The 18328-nt window shown below is 35.5% G+C and carries 16 protein-coding genes; 2 read left to right on the top strand and 14 right to left on the bottom strand.

What is annotated here, in order from left to right:
• Positions 1 to 423: 423 nt before the first annotated feature.
• The 8 genes from IGM09_RS02305 to IGM09_RS02270 all read right to left on the bottom strand — a co-directional run bounded on the left by IGM09_RS02305 (position 424) and on the right by IGM09_RS02270 (position 8249).
• Positions 424 to 1086, bottom strand: coding sequence for a hypothetical protein (locus IGM09_RS02305; RefSeq protein WP_002366175.1), 663 nt, complete (start codon positions 1084 to 1086; stop codon positions 424 to 426).
• A gap of 111 nt (positions 1087 to 1197) precedes the next feature.
• Positions 1198 to 2481 (bottom strand): trigger factor, encoded by a 1284-nt coding sequence (gene tig, locus IGM09_RS02300; RefSeq protein ID WP_033624828.1) that lies wholly within the window; start codon positions 2479 to 2481, stop codon positions 1198 to 1200.
• A 133-nt stretch (positions 2482 to 2614) separates the two neighbouring features.
• Entirely contained in the window at positions 2615 to 3232 is a 618-nt protein-coding gene (locus tag IGM09_RS02295; protein WP_002396972.1) for an ABC transporter ATP-binding protein, read from the bottom strand.
• 3 nt (positions 3233 to 3235) lie between these two features.
• Positions 3236 to 5218 (bottom strand): DUF1430 domain-containing protein, encoded by a 1983-nt coding sequence (locus IGM09_RS02290; protein WP_010713886.1) that lies wholly within the window; start codon positions 5216 to 5218, stop codon positions 3236 to 3238.
• Positions 5219 to 5293: 75 nt separating this feature from the next.
• Positions 5294 to 5569 carry a hypothetical protein gene (locus tag IGM09_RS02285; protein WP_025187913.1) on the bottom strand — a complete coding sequence of 92 codons (276 nt, stop codon included), beginning with the start codon at positions 5567 to 5569 and terminating at the stop codon, positions 5294 to 5296.
• Between the two features lie 324 nt (positions 5570 to 5893).
• Positions 5894 to 7621, bottom strand: a complete 1728-nt coding sequence (ptsP, locus tag IGM09_RS02280) for a phosphoenolpyruvate--protein phosphotransferase (RefSeq protein ID WP_033624827.1) — start codon at positions 7619 to 7621, stop codon at positions 5894 to 5896.
• Complete coding sequence (locus IGM09_RS02275) at positions 7621 to 7887, bottom strand: phosphocarrier protein HPr (protein WP_002355551.1); 267 nt, start codon at positions 7885 to 7887, stop codon at positions 7621 to 7623. Before IGM09_RS02275 ends, ptsP begins: the two co-directional genes overlap by 1 nt.
• Before the next feature lie 170 nt (positions 7888 to 8057).
• Entirely contained in the window at positions 8058 to 8249 is a 192-nt protein-coding gene (locus IGM09_RS02270) for a hypothetical protein (RefSeq protein WP_002366170.1), read from the bottom strand.
• Between the two features lie 301 nt (positions 8250 to 8550).
• On the opposite strand from IGM09_RS02270, the gene IGM09_RS02265 reads away from it, so the two are divergent.
• Together IGM09_RS02265 and IGM09_RS02260 are read left to right on the top strand one after the other, a co-directional pair.
• Positions 8551 to 10791, top strand: a complete 2241-nt coding sequence (locus tag IGM09_RS02265) for an ATP-dependent Clp protease ATP-binding subunit (protein WP_002375936.1) — start codon at positions 8551 to 8553, stop codon at positions 10789 to 10791.
• A 194-nt stretch (positions 10792 to 10985) separates the two neighbouring features.
• Positions 10986 to 11300, top strand: coding sequence for a DUF1827 family protein (locus IGM09_RS02260; protein ID WP_002355547.1), 315 nt, complete (start codon positions 10986 to 10988; stop codon positions 11298 to 11300).
• Between the two features lie 41 nt (positions 11301 to 11341).
• On the opposite strand, the gene IGM09_RS02255 is transcribed toward IGM09_RS02260, so the two are convergent.
• The 6 genes from IGM09_RS02255 to IGM09_RS02230 form a co-directional block, all read right to left on the bottom strand.
• Positions 11342 to 12412, bottom strand: coding sequence for a hypothetical protein (locus IGM09_RS02255; protein ID WP_033624826.1), 1071 nt, complete (start codon positions 12410 to 12412; stop codon positions 11342 to 11344).
• Positions 12413 to 12478: 66 nt separating this feature from the next.
• The gene (locus tag IGM09_RS02250; RefSeq protein WP_002355545.1) at positions 12479 to 13126 is read right to left on the bottom strand and encodes a DUF421 domain-containing protein; all 648 of its coding nucleotides are present in this window, start codon (positions 13124 to 13126) and stop codon (positions 12479 to 12481) included.
• Positions 13127 to 13141: 15 nt separating this feature from the next.
• Positions 13142 to 13585, bottom strand: a complete 444-nt coding sequence (locus IGM09_RS02245; protein ID WP_002355544.1) for a DUF3290 domain-containing protein — start codon at positions 13583 to 13585, stop codon at positions 13142 to 13144.
• A 174-nt stretch (positions 13586 to 13759) separates the two neighbouring features.
• The gene (locus IGM09_RS02240) at positions 13760 to 15334 is read right to left on the bottom strand and encodes a peptide chain release factor 3 (RefSeq protein WP_002355543.1); all 1575 of its coding nucleotides are present in this window, start codon (positions 15332 to 15334) and stop codon (positions 13760 to 13762) included.
• 173 nt (positions 15335 to 15507) lie between these two features.
• Positions 15508 to 16887: a hemolysin family protein gene (locus IGM09_RS02235; protein ID WP_002363168.1), complete on the bottom strand. Its 1380-nt coding sequence runs from the start codon at positions 16885 to 16887 to the stop codon at positions 15508 to 15510.
• A 174-nt stretch (positions 16888 to 17061) separates the two neighbouring features.
• The gene (locus IGM09_RS02230; RefSeq protein ID WP_002384914.1) at positions 17062 to 18276 is read right to left on the bottom strand and encodes an AI-2E family transporter; all 1215 of its coding nucleotides are present in this window, start codon (positions 18274 to 18276) and stop codon (positions 17062 to 17064) included.
• Positions 18277 to 18328 lie beyond the last annotated feature (52 nt).

Below are 18328 nucleotides of genomic sequence, written 5' to 3'. Positions count from 1 at the left end.
TTCGTAAAGTATCTCATTGAAAAATTAAAAGTATATGTAATCAAATAGATTATTTTTAAGATACAATTTTTCATAAGACGATGCTTTTTTCACTTTCTTAAATACACCAATTTTGTTTTTTTATCACTTCCCCGTTGCGTTGTCTTTGGCAGTTATTTTCCCTAATCTTCCTCCCTTCCAATTTTATAGTATTAAAGAATAATAAGTCATCAAAGTATTGATCTTTCTAGTTACTTGTTCTTTTGATAAGTATTTAGAACATATCACTGGGGTGCATCCACATAAAAAAATCATTACATAACCATTATATTCTAATTTTACCAAACTATTTTATTAGTTAAAAATGCAAATTCGCATATTCTTAATAATTTAATACAAAAAAACAAGCTCTTTTAAAAGAACTTGTTTTTTTACTTCCCTATATTATTTTCTCTTTATCGCATAATTTTCTAAATACTCAGGATTTCCTTTGCTTCTGATATACGTGTACACGCCCATCACAAAGGCCCCAAGGGTATTGGTAAATAAATCCCCCATCGTATCCATCAAAGCAGCACGCCCAATAAATGGTTGGCCGTTGGACATATTATAGCGTTGTAAGTTCATGTTCCCTAGTGAATCGCAGATAAATTCCCAGAATTCCCAGAAGACGCCACAAAGCCCTGCAAATGCAAACCCAAATAATAAAAACAACCACGGGGAAACATCGGCGTACTTCGTTTTCTTCAATAGGAAACCAGCAATACCATAACCCACAGCAGTTAACAGCATCGGACTAACAAAGTGTAAAATTTTATCCCAGAACGAAATGATTGAAATCATATGCAACGAGGTTCCTAGGAATACTGAAATAAACAAGAAAAACCAGTAAAAATAAACGATAGTCGGTGGCATAATAATTTTTAAAAATTTATTGACAAGATCCGGTAAAAAGATCAGCCCAATTCCAAGTAAACATTCGATAACAAACGTCACACCTTGTTTTGTTGAATACTTAGCCGTAAAAAATTCCCAGAGATTGTACGTCAAGCATAAGATGCCAAACACCACTAATCCATATTTAATTTTCGAATAATTTTTATCCATTTTGACACACCCTTTCAAAAGTTATTTTATATGAAAAAAACTGTAGATGAAAGACACCTTCCATCTACAGTTTTAGAAAACTCTATCGAATGAAGAGCTTATTAAAAATGTTTATTTTTCAACAGCTGTTTCAGTAATTGTTTCAACAGCACGTTTCATACGAATATCGTGTTCTAACATGTCGTTGTTTAATACTTTACGTACTTGCGCTTCAGGCATGTTGTATTGTTCTGCTAAATCTTTCACTTCAGCATCGATGTCTTCTTGTGTTACTTCGATGTTTTCAGCTTTGGCAACTGCTTCAATCACTAAGTTTGTTTTTGTGCGTGTTTCTGCTTCGCCTTCAAATTGTTTGTGTAAATCTTCTTCTGTAGAACCAGTTAATTGGTAGTACATTTCAGGAGAAATTCCTTGGCGTTGCATGTTGTTTAAGAATTCATCCATTGAACGGTGAACTTCGTCGTGAACCATTACGTGTGGTAATTCAACGATTTCAGCATTTTCAACAGCTAAACGAATTGCTTCTTCGTCTTTTGCTTCTTCAGCTGCTGCTTCTTTTGCTTCTGTCAATTCTTTACGGAATTTTTCTTTTAATTCGTCTAATGATTCTACTGAATCGTCAACGTCTTTTGCAAATTCATCATCCAATTCTGGTAATTCTTTTGCTTTTACTTCATGAACAGTTACTTTGAAGACTGCTTCTTTACCAGCTAAATCTTCTGCTTGGTAATCTTCAGGGAAAGTAACGTTTACTTCTACTTCTTCGCCAGCTTTTTTGCCAACTAATTGGTCTTCAAAGCCTGGAATAAATGAATTAGAACCTAATTCTAATGAGTAATTTTCGCCTTTGCCGCCTTCAAATGCTTCGTCGCCTAAGAAGCCTTCAAAGTCGATAACTACAGTGTCGCCATTTTCAGCAGCGGCATCTTCTTTGATTACTAATTCAGCTTGAGATTCTTGTTCGCGTTTCAAACGTGCTTCCACGTCTGCATCTGTTACTTCACGGTCTTGTTTAGACACTGTTAAGTTTTTGTATTCGCCTAATTTTACTTCAGGTTTTACAGTTACTTCAGCAGTGATAACCCAGTCTTCCCCTTTATTCATGCTTTCAACATCAATTTTTGGTTGTGCTACTGGTTCAATTCCTGCTTCTAATACAGCCGCTTCATATGCTTCTGGTAAAACAGCGTTTAACGCATCTTCGTATAACGCTTCTTCTCCATACATACGGTTAAAAACAGTACGTGATACTTTTCCTTTACGGAAACCAGGTACGTTTAAGTTTTTTTTCACTTTATTGAACGCTTGCGTTAATCCTTTTTCGATTACTGCTTGTTCGATTGAAAAAGTTAATACACCATCATTAGTGCCTTTTTTTTCCCATTTCGCAGACATTTGTTTCCCTCCGAATAACATTTAATTTTATACATCAAACTTTATTTATGCATACCTTTAAATAGTACACTATCTGTGGGGAAAAGTAAATATTTAAGGCGGGAAGAAGCGCTGAAAGTTGAAATTTTCTAACTCAAAGTTTTTTTAATTCTGTTAAATAAAGGACACGATCAAAATAAGTTAGCAAATTTTGATCATGGGTTACAACAATTACTGTCTTACCTTGTTTATTCAACTCTTTTAAAGCTTTCATCACTAAAATACCATTCTCTTTATCTAAAGATGCTGTTGGTTCATCAGCAAAAATAATCTTAGGTTGTTTCAATAAAAGGCGAACCAAAGCCACTCTCTGTTGTTCACCACCACTAAGTGTGTACACTTTTTCATTGAGTAAAGAAGCAATATTAAATTGTTCTAATGCTTCTTCGATAGCTACATCATCTTGCGTCACTAAATACAAATTTTCTTTTACTGTTTCATTATCAATAAGTGCAAAATTTTGAAATAAAAAACCAGCATCCTTTTGAAAAAAATAACGGCGCTTTTTCTTAGTTAATTTTCCACGATTAATTAATAGTTCACCGGTAGAAAGTTCTTCAAGTTGACCTAAACAATTTAATAATGTTGTTTTTCCACTACCACTTTCTCCAACAATTGCGACCATCTCACCTGAAAATATTGTAAAGGATAACGATTCAAAAACCCAAGATTGATTGTATCTTTTACTAATATTAGTTGCTTGAATTTCCATAAATTAATTCTCCTTTTTTATAATCGTTAGACGAATTGTTTTTTCGACACTTGTAATAATAAGAAATAAAAAAAGCAATTCAAAAAATAAAACGAAAGGAATAATTTTTATTACTTGAAAATTAGTAAAAGTAATCATCATCATTGCAATAAAAGAAATTAATATCATCCCCAATAAATAAAGCCCATGCCTTTCAACAAAAGACTTCCCAAAAATGTACTGTAAGAATAATTTCTTTTTATTTACTTCTAGATAAGTAAAACTTGTATAAAAAACAACAATAACAAAGACTATACTTAGTATTATTAATGAAAGTGATAAAATCTGCATCTGCGACTGAGTCTTTTGTAATTTTTCTAAGCCCGTGTCCTTAGAAGCAATAATACCTGAAAATTCATTTGTTAATCCTTGATAATTAATTTCTTGATTCACTAACTTAGGTTCTTTAAATAGATAATGTCCTTGCGAAATTTCCGAAATTAGTACATCCAATTCATCTCCTAACTGTTTAAGCGATAAAACTAAAATAATTGGATTTTTAGATAACGTATCTTCAGGCTCTAAGCTATTAAAATTAAATAGTTTTTGATTATTCGCCAAAAAGAGCTGTTCGATTGTTATTTCATTTAGCGAATCTACCTTCTTGTTTTGATAAAAAGCTACTCGTTCCTTTGCTTCTGATTGAATCACAGCTAATTCATTCTTCCTGTTCTCTGGGACAAGTAAATAATTTTTATCCTGAGATAATTTTTGAATTGGCTGATGTTTGTCACCTTTTACTTCTACAACATCTAGAAAATGACTATTCACCACTAAAAAAGGAACCTTATCTAGATATAAATCTGAACCACCCGAACCTTCTTTCAGTAGCCATTCATTATTATTAACTAAAATAGCCTGATGATTTTCCAGAAAATCAATAAAAGGCTTCATTCGTCGATTAATTTCTTGAGATTTACGTTTTTGCTTTTCTGGCGTTAACAGTTTACCTGGTAAAAGGTCACTATCTGCTCCAATCGTCAATGTATAATAGTCATCAACTTGTGTCCATCTAGACAAACTTGTTTGTAGTTCTTTTACTGTTTCTCGTTCATTTAACAAAGTAAATAACAATATTACAAATAAACAGACAAGTAAAAATTTTAAAATATAATTACTATTTAACAACAAATGATATGGTTTTTTTCCCTTTAATTTTTCCATAATAGTCGACGATGTCTGAATAAACAGATGGCCAAATAGCAAAATAAAAAATAAAAACAATGCTATAAAAAGCCAAACAAACAAATAGTACTTCCATAGAACGTTATAAAGAATCACAAACAAACTCACGACAATAGTGGTCAGAACTATATCCACAAAATAATTGTTCAATAAATGTTTCCACATACTTTGCCCATGAATCAGATAAATTCCTGCCTTTTTCATTTGAGTGATATAATAAACCAAAATTGATAAAGCTGTACATAAAAATAAAACACTGGACAATATTCCTATGTTATCTGTTAAAATCCCAAATAAAAGTTTGATTGTATTAGATTGTTCTATAGAAACATCTAAGCCTAGTTCTTCAAAGGTCTGATTAATAGAAATAGGCGGTATGCTTGTTAAAACATATATTCCTAACACATTTTCATTCGTTAATTTGCTACTATCATAAAAATTTGTTTTGGTAGGAAAACGCTGACTATCATAATAAAATTCAGTTGTTTTTCCTTGTGAGAACGTAAAAATATTTTTCTCTGTTTGACCTTTGTTATTGACACTAAAATTAATTTTATGAATATCAATCTGGTTTTGCTGAGCATAGCTTTTTATCTCTTTAAAAATCTTATTGGAGGTACGTTTTTTATCCCAGTTTTCTACTATAACAGTAGTTTTTGTATCTGGAACAACCAAATCAATCGTTTCTATCATAAAAGTTGATAACGTATATAAAAAGCAAACAGTAGAAATAATTAAAAGTATCCTATATATTTTTTTCATTAGTTTATCCTTTTCAAATAAATGAAAGTAGCTAAGCTTCCTTAGCTACTTTCATTAAATTAACCTACAATCAAACTACCAAACGCCCCACCATGCTTTATTGCCACTAAATGCTCTAGAGACTGTTGCAGAAGCGTTGCCTCCAGAATATGCATAACGAGTAAGTTTAGTTTTACCAGAAGCTGTAACATACGCTCGCTTACCTCTTGGTAAATATTGAGCATAGGTCGTTCCTCGACCAGGCATTCCTGTTACTCCACCAAAAAATGTATTATAGGACATTGCTAGTGCTGAAGCACTTCCGATCAAAAACATTCCTGCAACAAACAACAAAACTAATTTTTTCTTCATCATAAACACTCCTTTCTTTAACCTTAAAGCAATTATACTTGTTTTAAATTTATCTGTAAATATTTTTTTTATAAAATAAAATATTCAACAGGATAAAGTAACTTAATAATAACACCCATCTAAATAAAATAATTTTTCTAAAAAAAACCATTTTTAAAATAGCTTTTAAAACAGCTATTTTCTTCCCAAGTATTCAGTAAAAAAATGATTAAATATATTTGAAACCAAATATATTTAATCAAAAAATAAAAATTCAATTTTCTTATAATAGGTATTAAAAAACACCTCAATCAAAGATTGAGGTGTTTTTTTGCAGTTGCTTAATTATTTTGTATATTCTTCAACTAATGCAACGACTTCTTCCATCGTGTCGCATTCTTTTAATGCGCGGTCAGCAAGTTCAGCCATTTTAATTGTGTCTAGACGTTTCATCAAGCTACGTGTTTTAAGGATAGATGTAGCACTCATTGAGAACTCATCTAAGCCCATACCCAATAGTAATGGAACAGCTGTTTGATCGCCCGCCATTTCACCACACATACCAGCCCATTTACCTTCAGCGTGTGCTGCATCAATTACATTTTTAATTAAACGTAAGATTGATGGGTTGTATGGTTGGTATAAGTAAGAAACGCGTTCGTTCATACGGTCTGCAGCCATTGTGTATTGGATTAAGTCGTTGGTTCCAACACTAAAGAAGTCTACTTCTTTGGCAAATTTATCAGCTAATACGGCAGCTGCTGGAATTTCAATCATAATACCTACTTGGATATCGTTTGAAACTTCAACACCTTCGTTGACTAATTTTTGTTTTTCGTCTTCAAAGATTGCTTTCGCTGCTCTAAATTCTTTCAAAGTAGCAACCATTGGGAACATGATACGTAAGTTACCATGAACAGACGCGCGTAATAATGCACGCATTTGTGTACGGAACATGCCGTCACCTAGTTCTGATAAGCTAATACGTAATGCACGGTAACCTAAGAATGGGTTCATTTCGTGTGGTAATGTTAGGTAAGGAAGCTCTTTGTCCCCACCAATATCCATTGTACGAACCACAACGGGTTTTCCTTCCATTCCTTCAAGAACTGCTTTATACGCTTGGTATTGGTCCTCTTCAGTTGGAAAGTCAGATGAATCCATGTATAAGAATTCTGTACGATATAAACCAACAGCTTCGCCGCCGTTTTTGTGTACGCCTTCTAAATCTTTTGGTGTACCAATGTTTGCAGCTAACTCAACATGTTTGCCGTCAGCTGTCACTGTTTCTGCATTTTTTAGTTTATCCCATTCTGCTTTTTGATCTGCATAAGCTTTTGCTTCTGCTTCAAATTCAGATTTTTCAGCATCTGTTGGGTCAATAATAACATCCCCAATGATTCCGTTCACTGCTAAAATATCGCCTGCTTTTACTTTGTCAGTAATTTCTTTTGTACCAACGATTGCAGGGATTTCTAACGAACGAGCCATGATTGCTGAGTGAGAAGTACGTCCGCCGATGTCTGTCACAAAGGCTTTAACATACGTACGGTCTAATTGTGCAGTATCACTAGGTGTTAAGTCGTGGGCAACCACGATTACTTCTTCGTTAATCATTGAAGGATTTGGAAGAGTCACACCTAATAAATGTGCTAAGATACGTTTGGCAACGTCACGAATATCTGCTGCACGCTCTTGCATGTAAGCATTATCGTCCATTGCTTCAAACATACCAATATACATATCCGTAACTTCTTTCAAGGCAGCTTCTGCATTGACTTTGTTGTCTTGGATATTTTGTTTGATTTGACCAACCATTTCTGGGTCAGATAAAACCATTAAATGAGCATCGAAAACTTGCGCTTCTGCTTCACCAAGGCTTTGAGCTGCTTTGTCGCGAATTGCTTGCAACTCTTCAGTAGATTTTGCTAAAGCATCGTCTAAGCGAGTTGCTTCTGCATCAGTATCTTCTACGGAAGTTTTGTTGAAAGACAAGTCAGGTTGAACTAGCAGGTAAGCTTTAGCAACAGCAACGCCATCACTTGCGGCAATCCCTTTTAGCATCTCAGACATTATTCAGCCAATCCTTCTTTTTGTAATGTTTCAACGATTGCTGCCATTCCTTCAGCTTCGTCAGCACCATCAACAGTGATTGTTACGTCAGAACCTTGACCAACGCCTAAAGACATAACGCCCATGATTGATTTTAAGTTAACAGATTTACCTTTGTATTCTAAGTTAATATCTGAGTTAAATTTGCTTGCAGTTTGTACTAATAAAGTAGCTGGACGTGCGTGAATTCCTGTTTCTGCTACAATGTGAAATTCTTTCTTTTCCATATAAATCGGTCTCCTTCGTAAATAAAAAATTTTTATGTTAGGGTTTTCCTTTCTTGATACGCTAAAATCAAACGTCTACTCGAAAAAAGACCCTTTCAGTTTCTAAGATTACCATTTTTTTCTATCTTACACAACACTTTTTGCTTAAATTTCGTGATGTTTTGCACTGACTATTCTTCCTCTTTTTGGTAACGATAAATGATTCGTCCATTTAACCCCGCTTCTCCAACAATTTCCGCGCGGTCAGGCAAAGAAATCCAAGCATCACGAAATTGGAAAAATTCATTTTGCTCCACGATTAATTCAGAGATTTCTCCAGCTTTTAATGAAGCAATTTTTTCTACAAAAGGATTTTCAGCCATTGATTTCACCACTCTTTCTCTTAAATATCAACTCTTATAGTTTACTTGAAAATGGCGCAATTGTCTGTAAAAAAATCGAATCTTTGCCTTTTTTTAAACAAGGTCTTTTACTTGATTCTCTTACAAAAAATGCTATAATAACCTCAAAGGTCAAAAATGGTCAAGTGGTTTTATAGACAGAATTTATTCTTGCTATCTAGTACTTGGCTGGTTTGAGGAAAAATGGTCTGTTTACTAGAAATAATAGAGCAAACAGCTATTTTTCTGGCCTCAGTTATTTTGAAAGGATGTGTTTCATTCAATGATTTGTCAAAATTGTCAACAAAATGAAGCAACAATTCATTTATATGCAAATGTGAATGGTCAAAGAAAACAACTGGACTATTGCCAAAGCTGCTATCAAAAATTAAAAAATCAAGCAAATAATTCCCCTCAAAATATGGGACAAGACCCTTTTGGCTTTGGGAGTTTAGACGATTTATATCGTTCTCTTTCTCGCCAAATGCAACAAGGTAATCCTTATGAACAACAAACACCACCCACTCAATTTGGTGATGGTGGTAATGGAGGTCAACCCCCTCGCGGAGGCGCTGGCGCTGGTCAAGGTTTACTAGGCGAGTATGGGATTAACATCACCGAAGCGGCACGCCAAGGAGATATCGATCCTGTGGTAGGACGTGACCAAGAAATTAAGCGTGTCATTGAAATCTTAAATCGCCGCACAAAAAACAACCCCGTTTTAATCGGTGAACCAGGTGTTGGTAAAACAGCCGTTGTCGAAGGTTTAGCCCAAAAAATTGTCGATGGCGATGTGCCCCAAAAATTATTGGACAAAGAAGTCATTCGTTTAGATGTGGTTTCACTTGTTCAAGGAACTGGTATTCGCGGACAATTTGAAGAACGGATGCAAAAATTGATTGAAGAAATCACTGAAGCTGAAAATGTCATTTTATTTATTGATGAAGTCCATGAAATTGTGGGTGCTGGTGCTGCTGGTGATGGCAATATGGATGCTGGCAATATTTTAAAACCAGCCTTAGCACGTGGTGAATTACAATTAGTCGGTGCCACAACTTTAAATGAGTACCGTATTATTGAAAAAGATGCTGCCTTAGAACGTCGGATGCAACCAGTCCAAGTAGATGAGCCAACCGTTGACGAAACCATAACGATTTTACATGGTTTGCAAAAACGTTATGAAGATTATCATCATGTTAAATATACAGATGAAGCGATTAACGCAGCAGCAAACTTATCCAATCGTTACATTCAAGATCGCTTTTTACCAGATAAAGCGATTGACTTGTTAGATGAATCTGGTTCAAAAATGAATCTAACTATCCAACTCGTCGATCCAAAAACAATTGATAAAAAATTAGCAGAAGCGGAACAACAAAAACAACAAGCTTCCGCAGAAGAAGATTTTGAAAAAGCGGCTTATTATCGTGATCAAATCAATAAATTACAAGCAATGAAAGAAAAACAAATCAGCGATGAAGAAACACCCGTCATCACTGAAAAAGATATTGAAGCCATTGTGGAACAAAAAACTGGCATTCCTGTCGGTGACTTAAAAGAAAAAGAACAAACCCAATTGAAAAATTTAGCTGTTGACTTAAAAGCTCATGTTGTCGGACAAGATGATGCCGTCGATAAAGTAGCTAAAGCGATTCGTCGCAATCGTGTAGGCCTAGGCAAACAAAACCGCCCAATTGGTTCCTTCTTATTTGTAGGGCCAACAGGCGTTGGTAAAACAGAATTAGCAAAACAATTAGCCTTTGAGCTATTCGGTTCAGAAGATTCGATGGTTCGTTTTGATATGAGTGAGTATATGGAAAAACACAGTGTTTCTAAACTGATTGGTTCTCCTCCAGGCTATGTTGGGTATGACGAAGCTGGACAACTCACAGAAAAAGTCCGTCGTAATCCTTATAGTTTAATTTTATTGGATGAAATTGAAAAAGCGCATCCTGATGTTTTACACATGTTTTTACAAATTCTCGACGATGGTCGTTTAACAGATGCACAAGGTCGTACGGTCAGCTTTAAAGACACCATCATTATCATGACAAGTAATGCTGGAACAGGAGCTGTGGAAGCCAACGTTGGCTTTGGCGCTGCCCGTGAAGGTGTGACTAAATCTGTTTTAGGTCAATTGAACAACTTCTTCACCCCCGAATTCCTTAACCGTTTCGATGGTATTATCGAATTCAAAGCATTAAGCAAAGAAAACCTGATGAACATTGTCAGCTTGATGTTAGAAGAAGTAAATGGCTTATTAGCTAAACAAAAATTACACATTGAGGTTCCAACAGAAGTCAAAGAGAAACTCGTTGATTTAGGTTATGATCCTGCAATGGGCGCTCGTCCTTTACGTCGAACAATTCAAGAACAAATTGAAGACGGCATTGCTGAATACTATCTAGATCATCCTGAAAATCATCAATTAGTCGCAGCGTTAGATAACGAAGGTAAAATTATCGTAACTGGCGCACAAGAAGTGACTAAAACAGAAACTTCAACATCTGACCAAGCAGAATAATCAAAAATCCACACGCATTAATAACAATGCGTGCGGATTTTTTTATGCTTTTCACTTTTTATTTTCATCAAAAAAAACTATAATAGAAGAAAGATATTCGTATACTTGTTCCTCATAGAAAAAATTCAATCTGGAACTCCTGTACATAATTGGAAACGCTCTTTTGCAGCACACAACTATAATGAGGTGATAAAATGAAATTAGTGAATGTGACCAATAGCTACAAACAATTAGTAAATAAACAATTGGAAAACACGGATGCTTACTTTGTAAAAGTCTACTCAGCAGGAAACACGACCGCTGTCTATTCAGAAGCAGCTCACCATGTGGAAGTTCTGATTATGAATAAAAATCGTCGCATTCGTCCGACAGAAGTAAAAGAAATTTTAGCAAAACTGTTAAAACGATTACCTAAAGAGGCTTATGACCCAGATGAAATTTCTATCATTGAGTTAAACCATGTGACCGAAGTGTCTGTTCCATTAAAAGTTTCCCTCATGGAAAACTAAAAAAACTGCCGAAGTTTCCCCACTTCGGCAGTTTTTTTAATTTATTGTGACGTTATTTTTTTTACAAGCCTTTGATAATTTTCCGACCAGGCTTCCTCATTTGTCGGACTGACTAATTTATTTTCCTCGATTGCTTTTTTTCTTAAGTCATCTACTTCTTTTTTGAAATTTTCCCCCGATTTTTGAGCATAATCTTTAGAAAAATATTTTGATTGGCGAGAATAAGCCTTCAGTTTCGCATCTTTAATCTCTTCTTCTGTATCTGCAAAATATTCATCATAACGAAGATCGGTTATTTTTCCTGAATCTTTTAACGTAATAACCGTTAAACGTCCAGAAAGCCCCTCTCCAAAATCTTCTGTTAGACTTGTATAATGTTCTTTTGAAGGTTCTTTGATTTCCTTGGCTAAAGCCCTAGCAGCAGGAAGATAACCATTATTAGCGCTATTGGATTGACCTTTGGCTGTCTGGAATGCGCCATCTAGGCGATTTTCAGCAACCATTTGATTTTCTAGAAAAGTCATCGTATTAACAACGGTCACTAACGATTGATTAGTTCGGGCGTTGTTCGCTTGAAAATTTGCATAGCCGGATAAACGTTTTGTCACTCCTGCCCATTCTTCAGAATAATAGTTTTTAGGTCCACGTTCATCAAATTCCACTAACTGAATTTGTTGATCCTTAACAACGACATCAATTAAAGCCGTATAGCCGCCATCAAACACGACTTCATGATGATAATAATCCCCTTGAACTTCTCCGATTTCTGGACGACCTGACCAATACATCTTCTGGGCTTTTTCTTCTGGACTAATTCCTGATTGTCCATTATTAGCTTCTACTGTAGCGCCAGAAACAGCATCAACTTCAAAGGTATGTCCATTACGCTCATAACTCACTTTGGCAGCACTCTCCTTCGGTTGATCATTCGTGTTTGTCTGCTCCTCCTGCTTTACAGAAGTGGCATTAGTGGCTGCCGAGGCACCACTCGTTACTTGGACTGCTTCTGCTTCAGTACTTTCTTTCATTTTTTCAGTTCGTTGATCTGGTTGGCACCCCATTAAAATAATCATTGAACAAAATAACCCGACAACTATCTTTTTAGTTTTCATTTTTCCTCCTTTTGAAACTCATTGAATTACCATTTAATTTTAATATAAGTAGGATGAAAAGTATAGCTAAGAAATCGTTTTTTCTTCATATGGCGATAAACTTAACTGTCCAGATAAATACTCACCTAGATAGATTTCCTGTAATCTTTGGAAGCCTTGTTCTTGGATTTGCGTTAACAGCCAGTGCTCATCTTTTTTGATTAACTCTAGGACATCCATGTTGGCTTGACCGTCCACAATAATCGGATAACGAATACTTTCATCGCCATATTCGACGATTGTTAATTGACCATTTTGTTCTAAAACCGCCCGTTTAACAAGCTGGACTTCATAAATACCATTTGCTCGTAATTTAAACATCAGATCATTTGCAGAAATACCATTTTTCAAACATTCCTTCACCACAACCTGTCCATCCTTGATTAAAGTAATGGGTTTACCATCCACAATTTGCTTCACATAGCGATTGTGTTCTTTTGCAAATTTTAAAATTAAGACTAATAATGTCCACAAAATTAACACTAATACAAATTGGAGCACCGTAATTGAATCATTATAAATAACACCACCAATAATGCCCCCCAATACATAGTTTTGCACTTGGTCCATGGCCGATGTGGGCGCCAAATTGCCTTTTCCCATCAAATTAATTTGGACAATTAAACAAATAATACCTAAAGCAAATTTAATAATAATTGGACTATAAAACTGCATTAATTTTCCCTCACTTTACTTTATGATTTCAATCGTTGGTGTTAATAAATACGTTTCTTGTAACGTATAAGACTGCTGATCCGTACTTAAACTCATTTTATAAAAGACTTCGTCAATTTTAACTATGGTTCCGTCAGCCAATTGTGTACCATTGACATAAACTTTTTCTGGAGAAACCTTTTTTTCCTGTGCCACTTGTTCGACAAAATGTACCATTTGTGAAGATTGTGAATGCTGATTTTGGTTCAGTTGATAATTGGAATATTGAACCCCTAAAACAAATAATAATGATAAAAAAATAATAATACTTAATTCACGATATTTCGTTTGAATTTGATGTCGCACATAAAAACTAAACACAATGACTAGCCCGATTAACAAAGCAAAAATAAAAAAATACTTTAAGTAATCATTTAAATTAGATTGGCTTTTTAAATACTCGATGCCATAAAAATTCATGTTCTTGTCCACTCCTTGATAGGTTCGTTATAGTAAGTATTCTATCTCAAAAAAAACAATCACGCCTGCTTTAATACCTTATAACAAGAAAAGCTCAGCGCAATCATCTTGAGAATGACTGCGCCGAGCTTCAATCTTCTAAAGATTCAGCTACTAATTGATTACAAATTAATTTTACATCAAACTTTTCAGTTCAACATCTGGATACTTATCCGCAAACCAGCGTTCCGCAAATTGGTTTTCAAATAAGAACAATGGTTGGTCGAAACGGTCCCGTGCCAAAATGTTTCGGCTAGAGCTCATGCGTTCATCTAAATCTTCTGGATTAATCCAGCGGGCAATTTTAGAACCCATTGGCGTCATTACTACTTCAGCATTGTATTCATTGGACATTCGGTATTGGAAAACTTCAAACTGCAATTGACCTACGGCGCCAATGATATATTCTTCTGTTAAATATGTTTTATATAATTGAATGGCTCCTTCTTGAACCAGTTGGTAAATTCCTTTATGGAAAGATTTTTGTTTCATCACGTTTTTGGCAGTCACTTTCATGAATAATTCAGGGGTAAATGACGGCAACTCTTCGTATTGAACATTCATTTTCCCTTCATACAAAGTATCGCCAATTTGGTAATTTCCTGTGTCATACACGCCGATAATATCGCCTGCAACAGCTTCTGTGACGTTTTCGCGGGCATCCGCCATAAATTGTGTCACGTTGCTTAATTTGACTTTTTTACCTGTTCTACCTAAGGTCACGTCCATGCCTCTTTCAAAAACACCTGAACAAATTCGAACAAAGGCAATTCGATCACGATGGGCTGGGTTCATATTCGCTTGAATTTTAAAGACAAAGCCTGAAAATTCTTTTTCATAAGGACTTACTTCGCCACCCTCTTCTGTTTTATGCGCATGTGGCGCAGGCGCGAATTGTAAGAAGGTTTCTAAAAATGTTTGAACCCCAAAGTTTGTCAAAGCAGAACCGAAGAAGACTGGCGTTTGATCACCACGAGCGATTTTTTCCTCGCTAAATTCATCGCCTGCTTCTACCAATAACTCAACATCTTCCAACACTTGTTGATAAACGCTGTTATTGTGCAATGGTAAATCGCTTGGGATATCGCCATCTTTTAAAGGAATAAAACGCTCCCCGCCATTATTTTCTGGACGATATAATTCCACACGTTCATTATAAATATCGTATAGACCTTCTAGGCCTTTTCCCATACCAATTGGCCAGTTCATTGGATAAGATTCAATATCCAATAGTTCTTCCAATTCTTCTAAAAGTTCCAATGGTTCCCGTCCGTCACGGTCCAATTTGTTAATAAAAGTAAAAATTGGAATACCACGTTTTTTAACAACTTGGAAAAGTTTTTTCGTTTGTGCTTCAATCCCTTTGGCACTGTCAATAACCATCACAGCACTATCTACGGCCATCAATGTCCGATACGTATCCTCTGAGAAATCCTCATGCCCTGGGGTGTCCAAGATATTAATCCGTTTATCTTGATAGTCAAATTGCATCACAGAACTCGTTACCGAAATTCCCCGTTGTTTTTCAATTTCCATCCAGTCAGATTTGGCAAAGTTCCCTGTTTTTTTCCCTTTGACGGTTCCAGCTTGGCGGATGGCGCCCCCAAATAATAATAATTGTTCAGTAATCGTTGTTTTCCCAGCATCCGGATGGGAAATAATCGCAAACGTACGGCGACTATCGACTGCTTCTTTTTGATTGATCGTCATAAAAATCTCCTTATCACTTGTGATGTTTATTTATTTATTTTCTTCAGCATAATTTTTGATTAACCTTTGCTAGTATATCATGTCAAGCCTTGAGAATAAAGAGCTGCTGTTAGCTGTTTTTTAAAAGGAAAACCTGCGACATTAGTCAAAACGACTGATGTCACAGGTTATTTTTAACGTCTTGGTTCGTCATCTTCCATTTCTTTACGGAAAAAACGACGATTTTCTTCTGGTTCTTCATCGACAGTTTCTTCATCGTAGAAATGAACGCGTAAGACTAGCAAACGTGTGCCTTCCATTTCTTCAGCAGTTAACTTAATATTGCCCACTTCAAAAGAAGGTTTTTCCCCTTCATCAGGAATGGTTCCTAATGCTGTAATTAAGTAACCTGCCATTGTATCAACATCGCTCATGTGTAAATCTGTTTCAAATACTTCATTAAATTCGTCAATTAACATGCGTCCTTGAACCAAATATTCATTGTCAGCCACTTGTGTATATAAATTTTCTACTTCATCTGTTTCATCGTCAATTTCACCAACGATTTCTTCTAGTAAATCTTCCAGTGTTGCTAAACCGACAACACCGCCATATTCATCTAGTAAAATCGCCATTTGGTTTTGTGTTCGTTTTAACTCATAAAGTAAATCATCAATAAAAATGGTTTCTGGGACAAATAATGGTTCTTGGATAATCGCGCCTAATTCAATGTTTTCAAAGCCTAAATTACGTGCAGCTTTTAGTAACGTTTTGGTATGTAAAATACCAACAATTTTATCTTTGTCTTCACTATAAACAGGAATCCGAGAATAATTTTCTCCTAAAATTAAATTGATGTTTTCTTGGACATCATCTTGGATGTCAACCATGAATGCGTCTGTCCGAGGAACCATTACTTCTCGTGCCACTTTTGTATCTAATGAAAAGACACCTTGTAGCATTTCTAGTTCTTCGTTTTCCAAAACACCTTCTGTTTCAAGCATATAGCGCATTTCATCTCGTGTCATCTTCGAATCAGCATCATCGAAAGTCATTGGTGTGATTTTGGATAATAAATCGGTCGAAGCCGATAGCAACCAAACGAAGGGACGCGCGATAACTCCTAAAAAGCGAACTGCACCAGAAGTCAATTGAGCGACTTCTTCTGATTTATTCATAGCAATTCGTTTAGGGTATAATTCACCAAATACAATAGAAACGTACGTTAACAATGCTAAGATAATGATACTGGCAAGACTCTTAGCTGCGGCGCCGCCACCTAATACAGGGGCCAAACGACTAGATAAAGTCTCTGCTAATGAAGCACCAGATAGGATATTAACCAAAGTAATTCCTACTTGGATTGTGGATAAAAAGTTATTGGGGTCTTGCAATACCTTAAGCAATTTTTGAGCTTTTGCGTCGCCGTCTTCCGCTTTTTGTTCCACACGATTCTTGTTAACAGATACGACTGCAATTTCCGCCGCTGCCAAAAAGGCATTGATAAACGTCAACACGACTAATAATAGAAGTTGCGCAATTAGCGACTGACTCTCAGGGTCAGCATTATTCATAATGTTCTCTCTCTCCTTAATTGTTGATAATTCCGAGGCTGTACTTTCGTACTCTTTTAACGTTCTTCCTCTTTTTATGGTTAGGCTTAGAAACAGACACAATCAGTATTATGACAGGTTATTTTCTATCCTAATCCATAAAATCATAGCACGAAAGATTAGCGGATTCAATCATTAACCGTTATTTTCTTTCGTATTTGTTTCATTCCCTAAAAGAACGGCATTGGTAACTTTTTCACTACGACCCGCTTTGACCATATCAATAACATAGTAGATAATGGTCCGGCAGATTGCGTAAAATGGGACGCCGAGGAAAATACCTAGCAAACCTGCTAAATTTCCTGCTACCAATAAAATTAAAATAATCGTTAATGGATGGATTTTTAGAGATTTTCCGATAACGTTTGGATAAATAATATTTCCGTCCAATTGTTGAACCACTAGCACCACTAAACAACATAAGGCTGCTTTAACGGGTTCATTAAAGATGGTCACTAAGACAGCAGGCGCTAATCCTAGATAAGGGCCTAGATAGGGAATTAAATTCGTAAAGCCGGCAATGACACCAAATAAAAAGGCATAACGAACGCCAAGCAATGAATACCCAATAATCGTAAATGTACCGACAAATAAACATTCAATCGCTTGTCCACTAATATAACTGGATAAGGTTTGGTTCAATTGTCCTAAAAGATCCACAATATCATCTTTTCTTTTCTCAGGTAAAAAACGTTGAATCGCTGGTACTAGCTTGTCTCCATCTTTTAACATATAAAATAAAATAAATGGCGCAGTGACCAAAACAATGGTGGTTGACGCCACCGTTGATACGATTGAACCTAAGCTACTTGATAAACTACTTAAAAATTGTTGGATAATATTTGCATAAGAAATATCCATTTTTTCAATATAGCTTGTTAAATCAATTTGTTTAAAAATAGGTAACTCCGCAATCTCATAAATCCAGGTCTCCACTTGTTTAAAGAAATCCGGCATACTTGATGCTAAACTAGCTAGCTGATCTGCCAACTTAGGGATAATTGTTAATAAGATCAGAACTAATGCGATGATTAGTAATAAAAATACCAGTAAGACGGCATAAATTCGTTTCATTTTCGTCTTCATTAGTAGATTGACCACAGGATTTAGTAAATAATACAAAAAGCCTGCTACTAAGACTGGGGCAAACAACGTTGAAAAGAATGTCCCAATCGGTGCAAATAAGAAATTAATTTTCGAAGCAATAAATAATAGCATGGCCACGACAAGTAATTCAACTGACCAGAAAAATAATTTCGATTCTTTAAATCGATTAATCACAGCGGCTCCTCCTTTATTTTTATTCAATTGTTGCTGTTTTATTTTATCACACCTTCCCCCCTCAGTCATTGAGAATACTTCATTGCTAGAACTTTTTCGTGGTATAATAAAATAGAAACAG

It is taken from the genome of Enterococcus sp. DIV0167 (assembly GCF_050541555.1).
Taxonomy (GTDB): Bacteria; Bacillota; Bacilli; order Lactobacillales; family Enterococcaceae; genus Enterococcus; species Enterococcus faecalis.
Note: the sequence above shows the minus strand (reverse complement) of the source record. Positions and strands in the feature narration are given on the sequence as shown.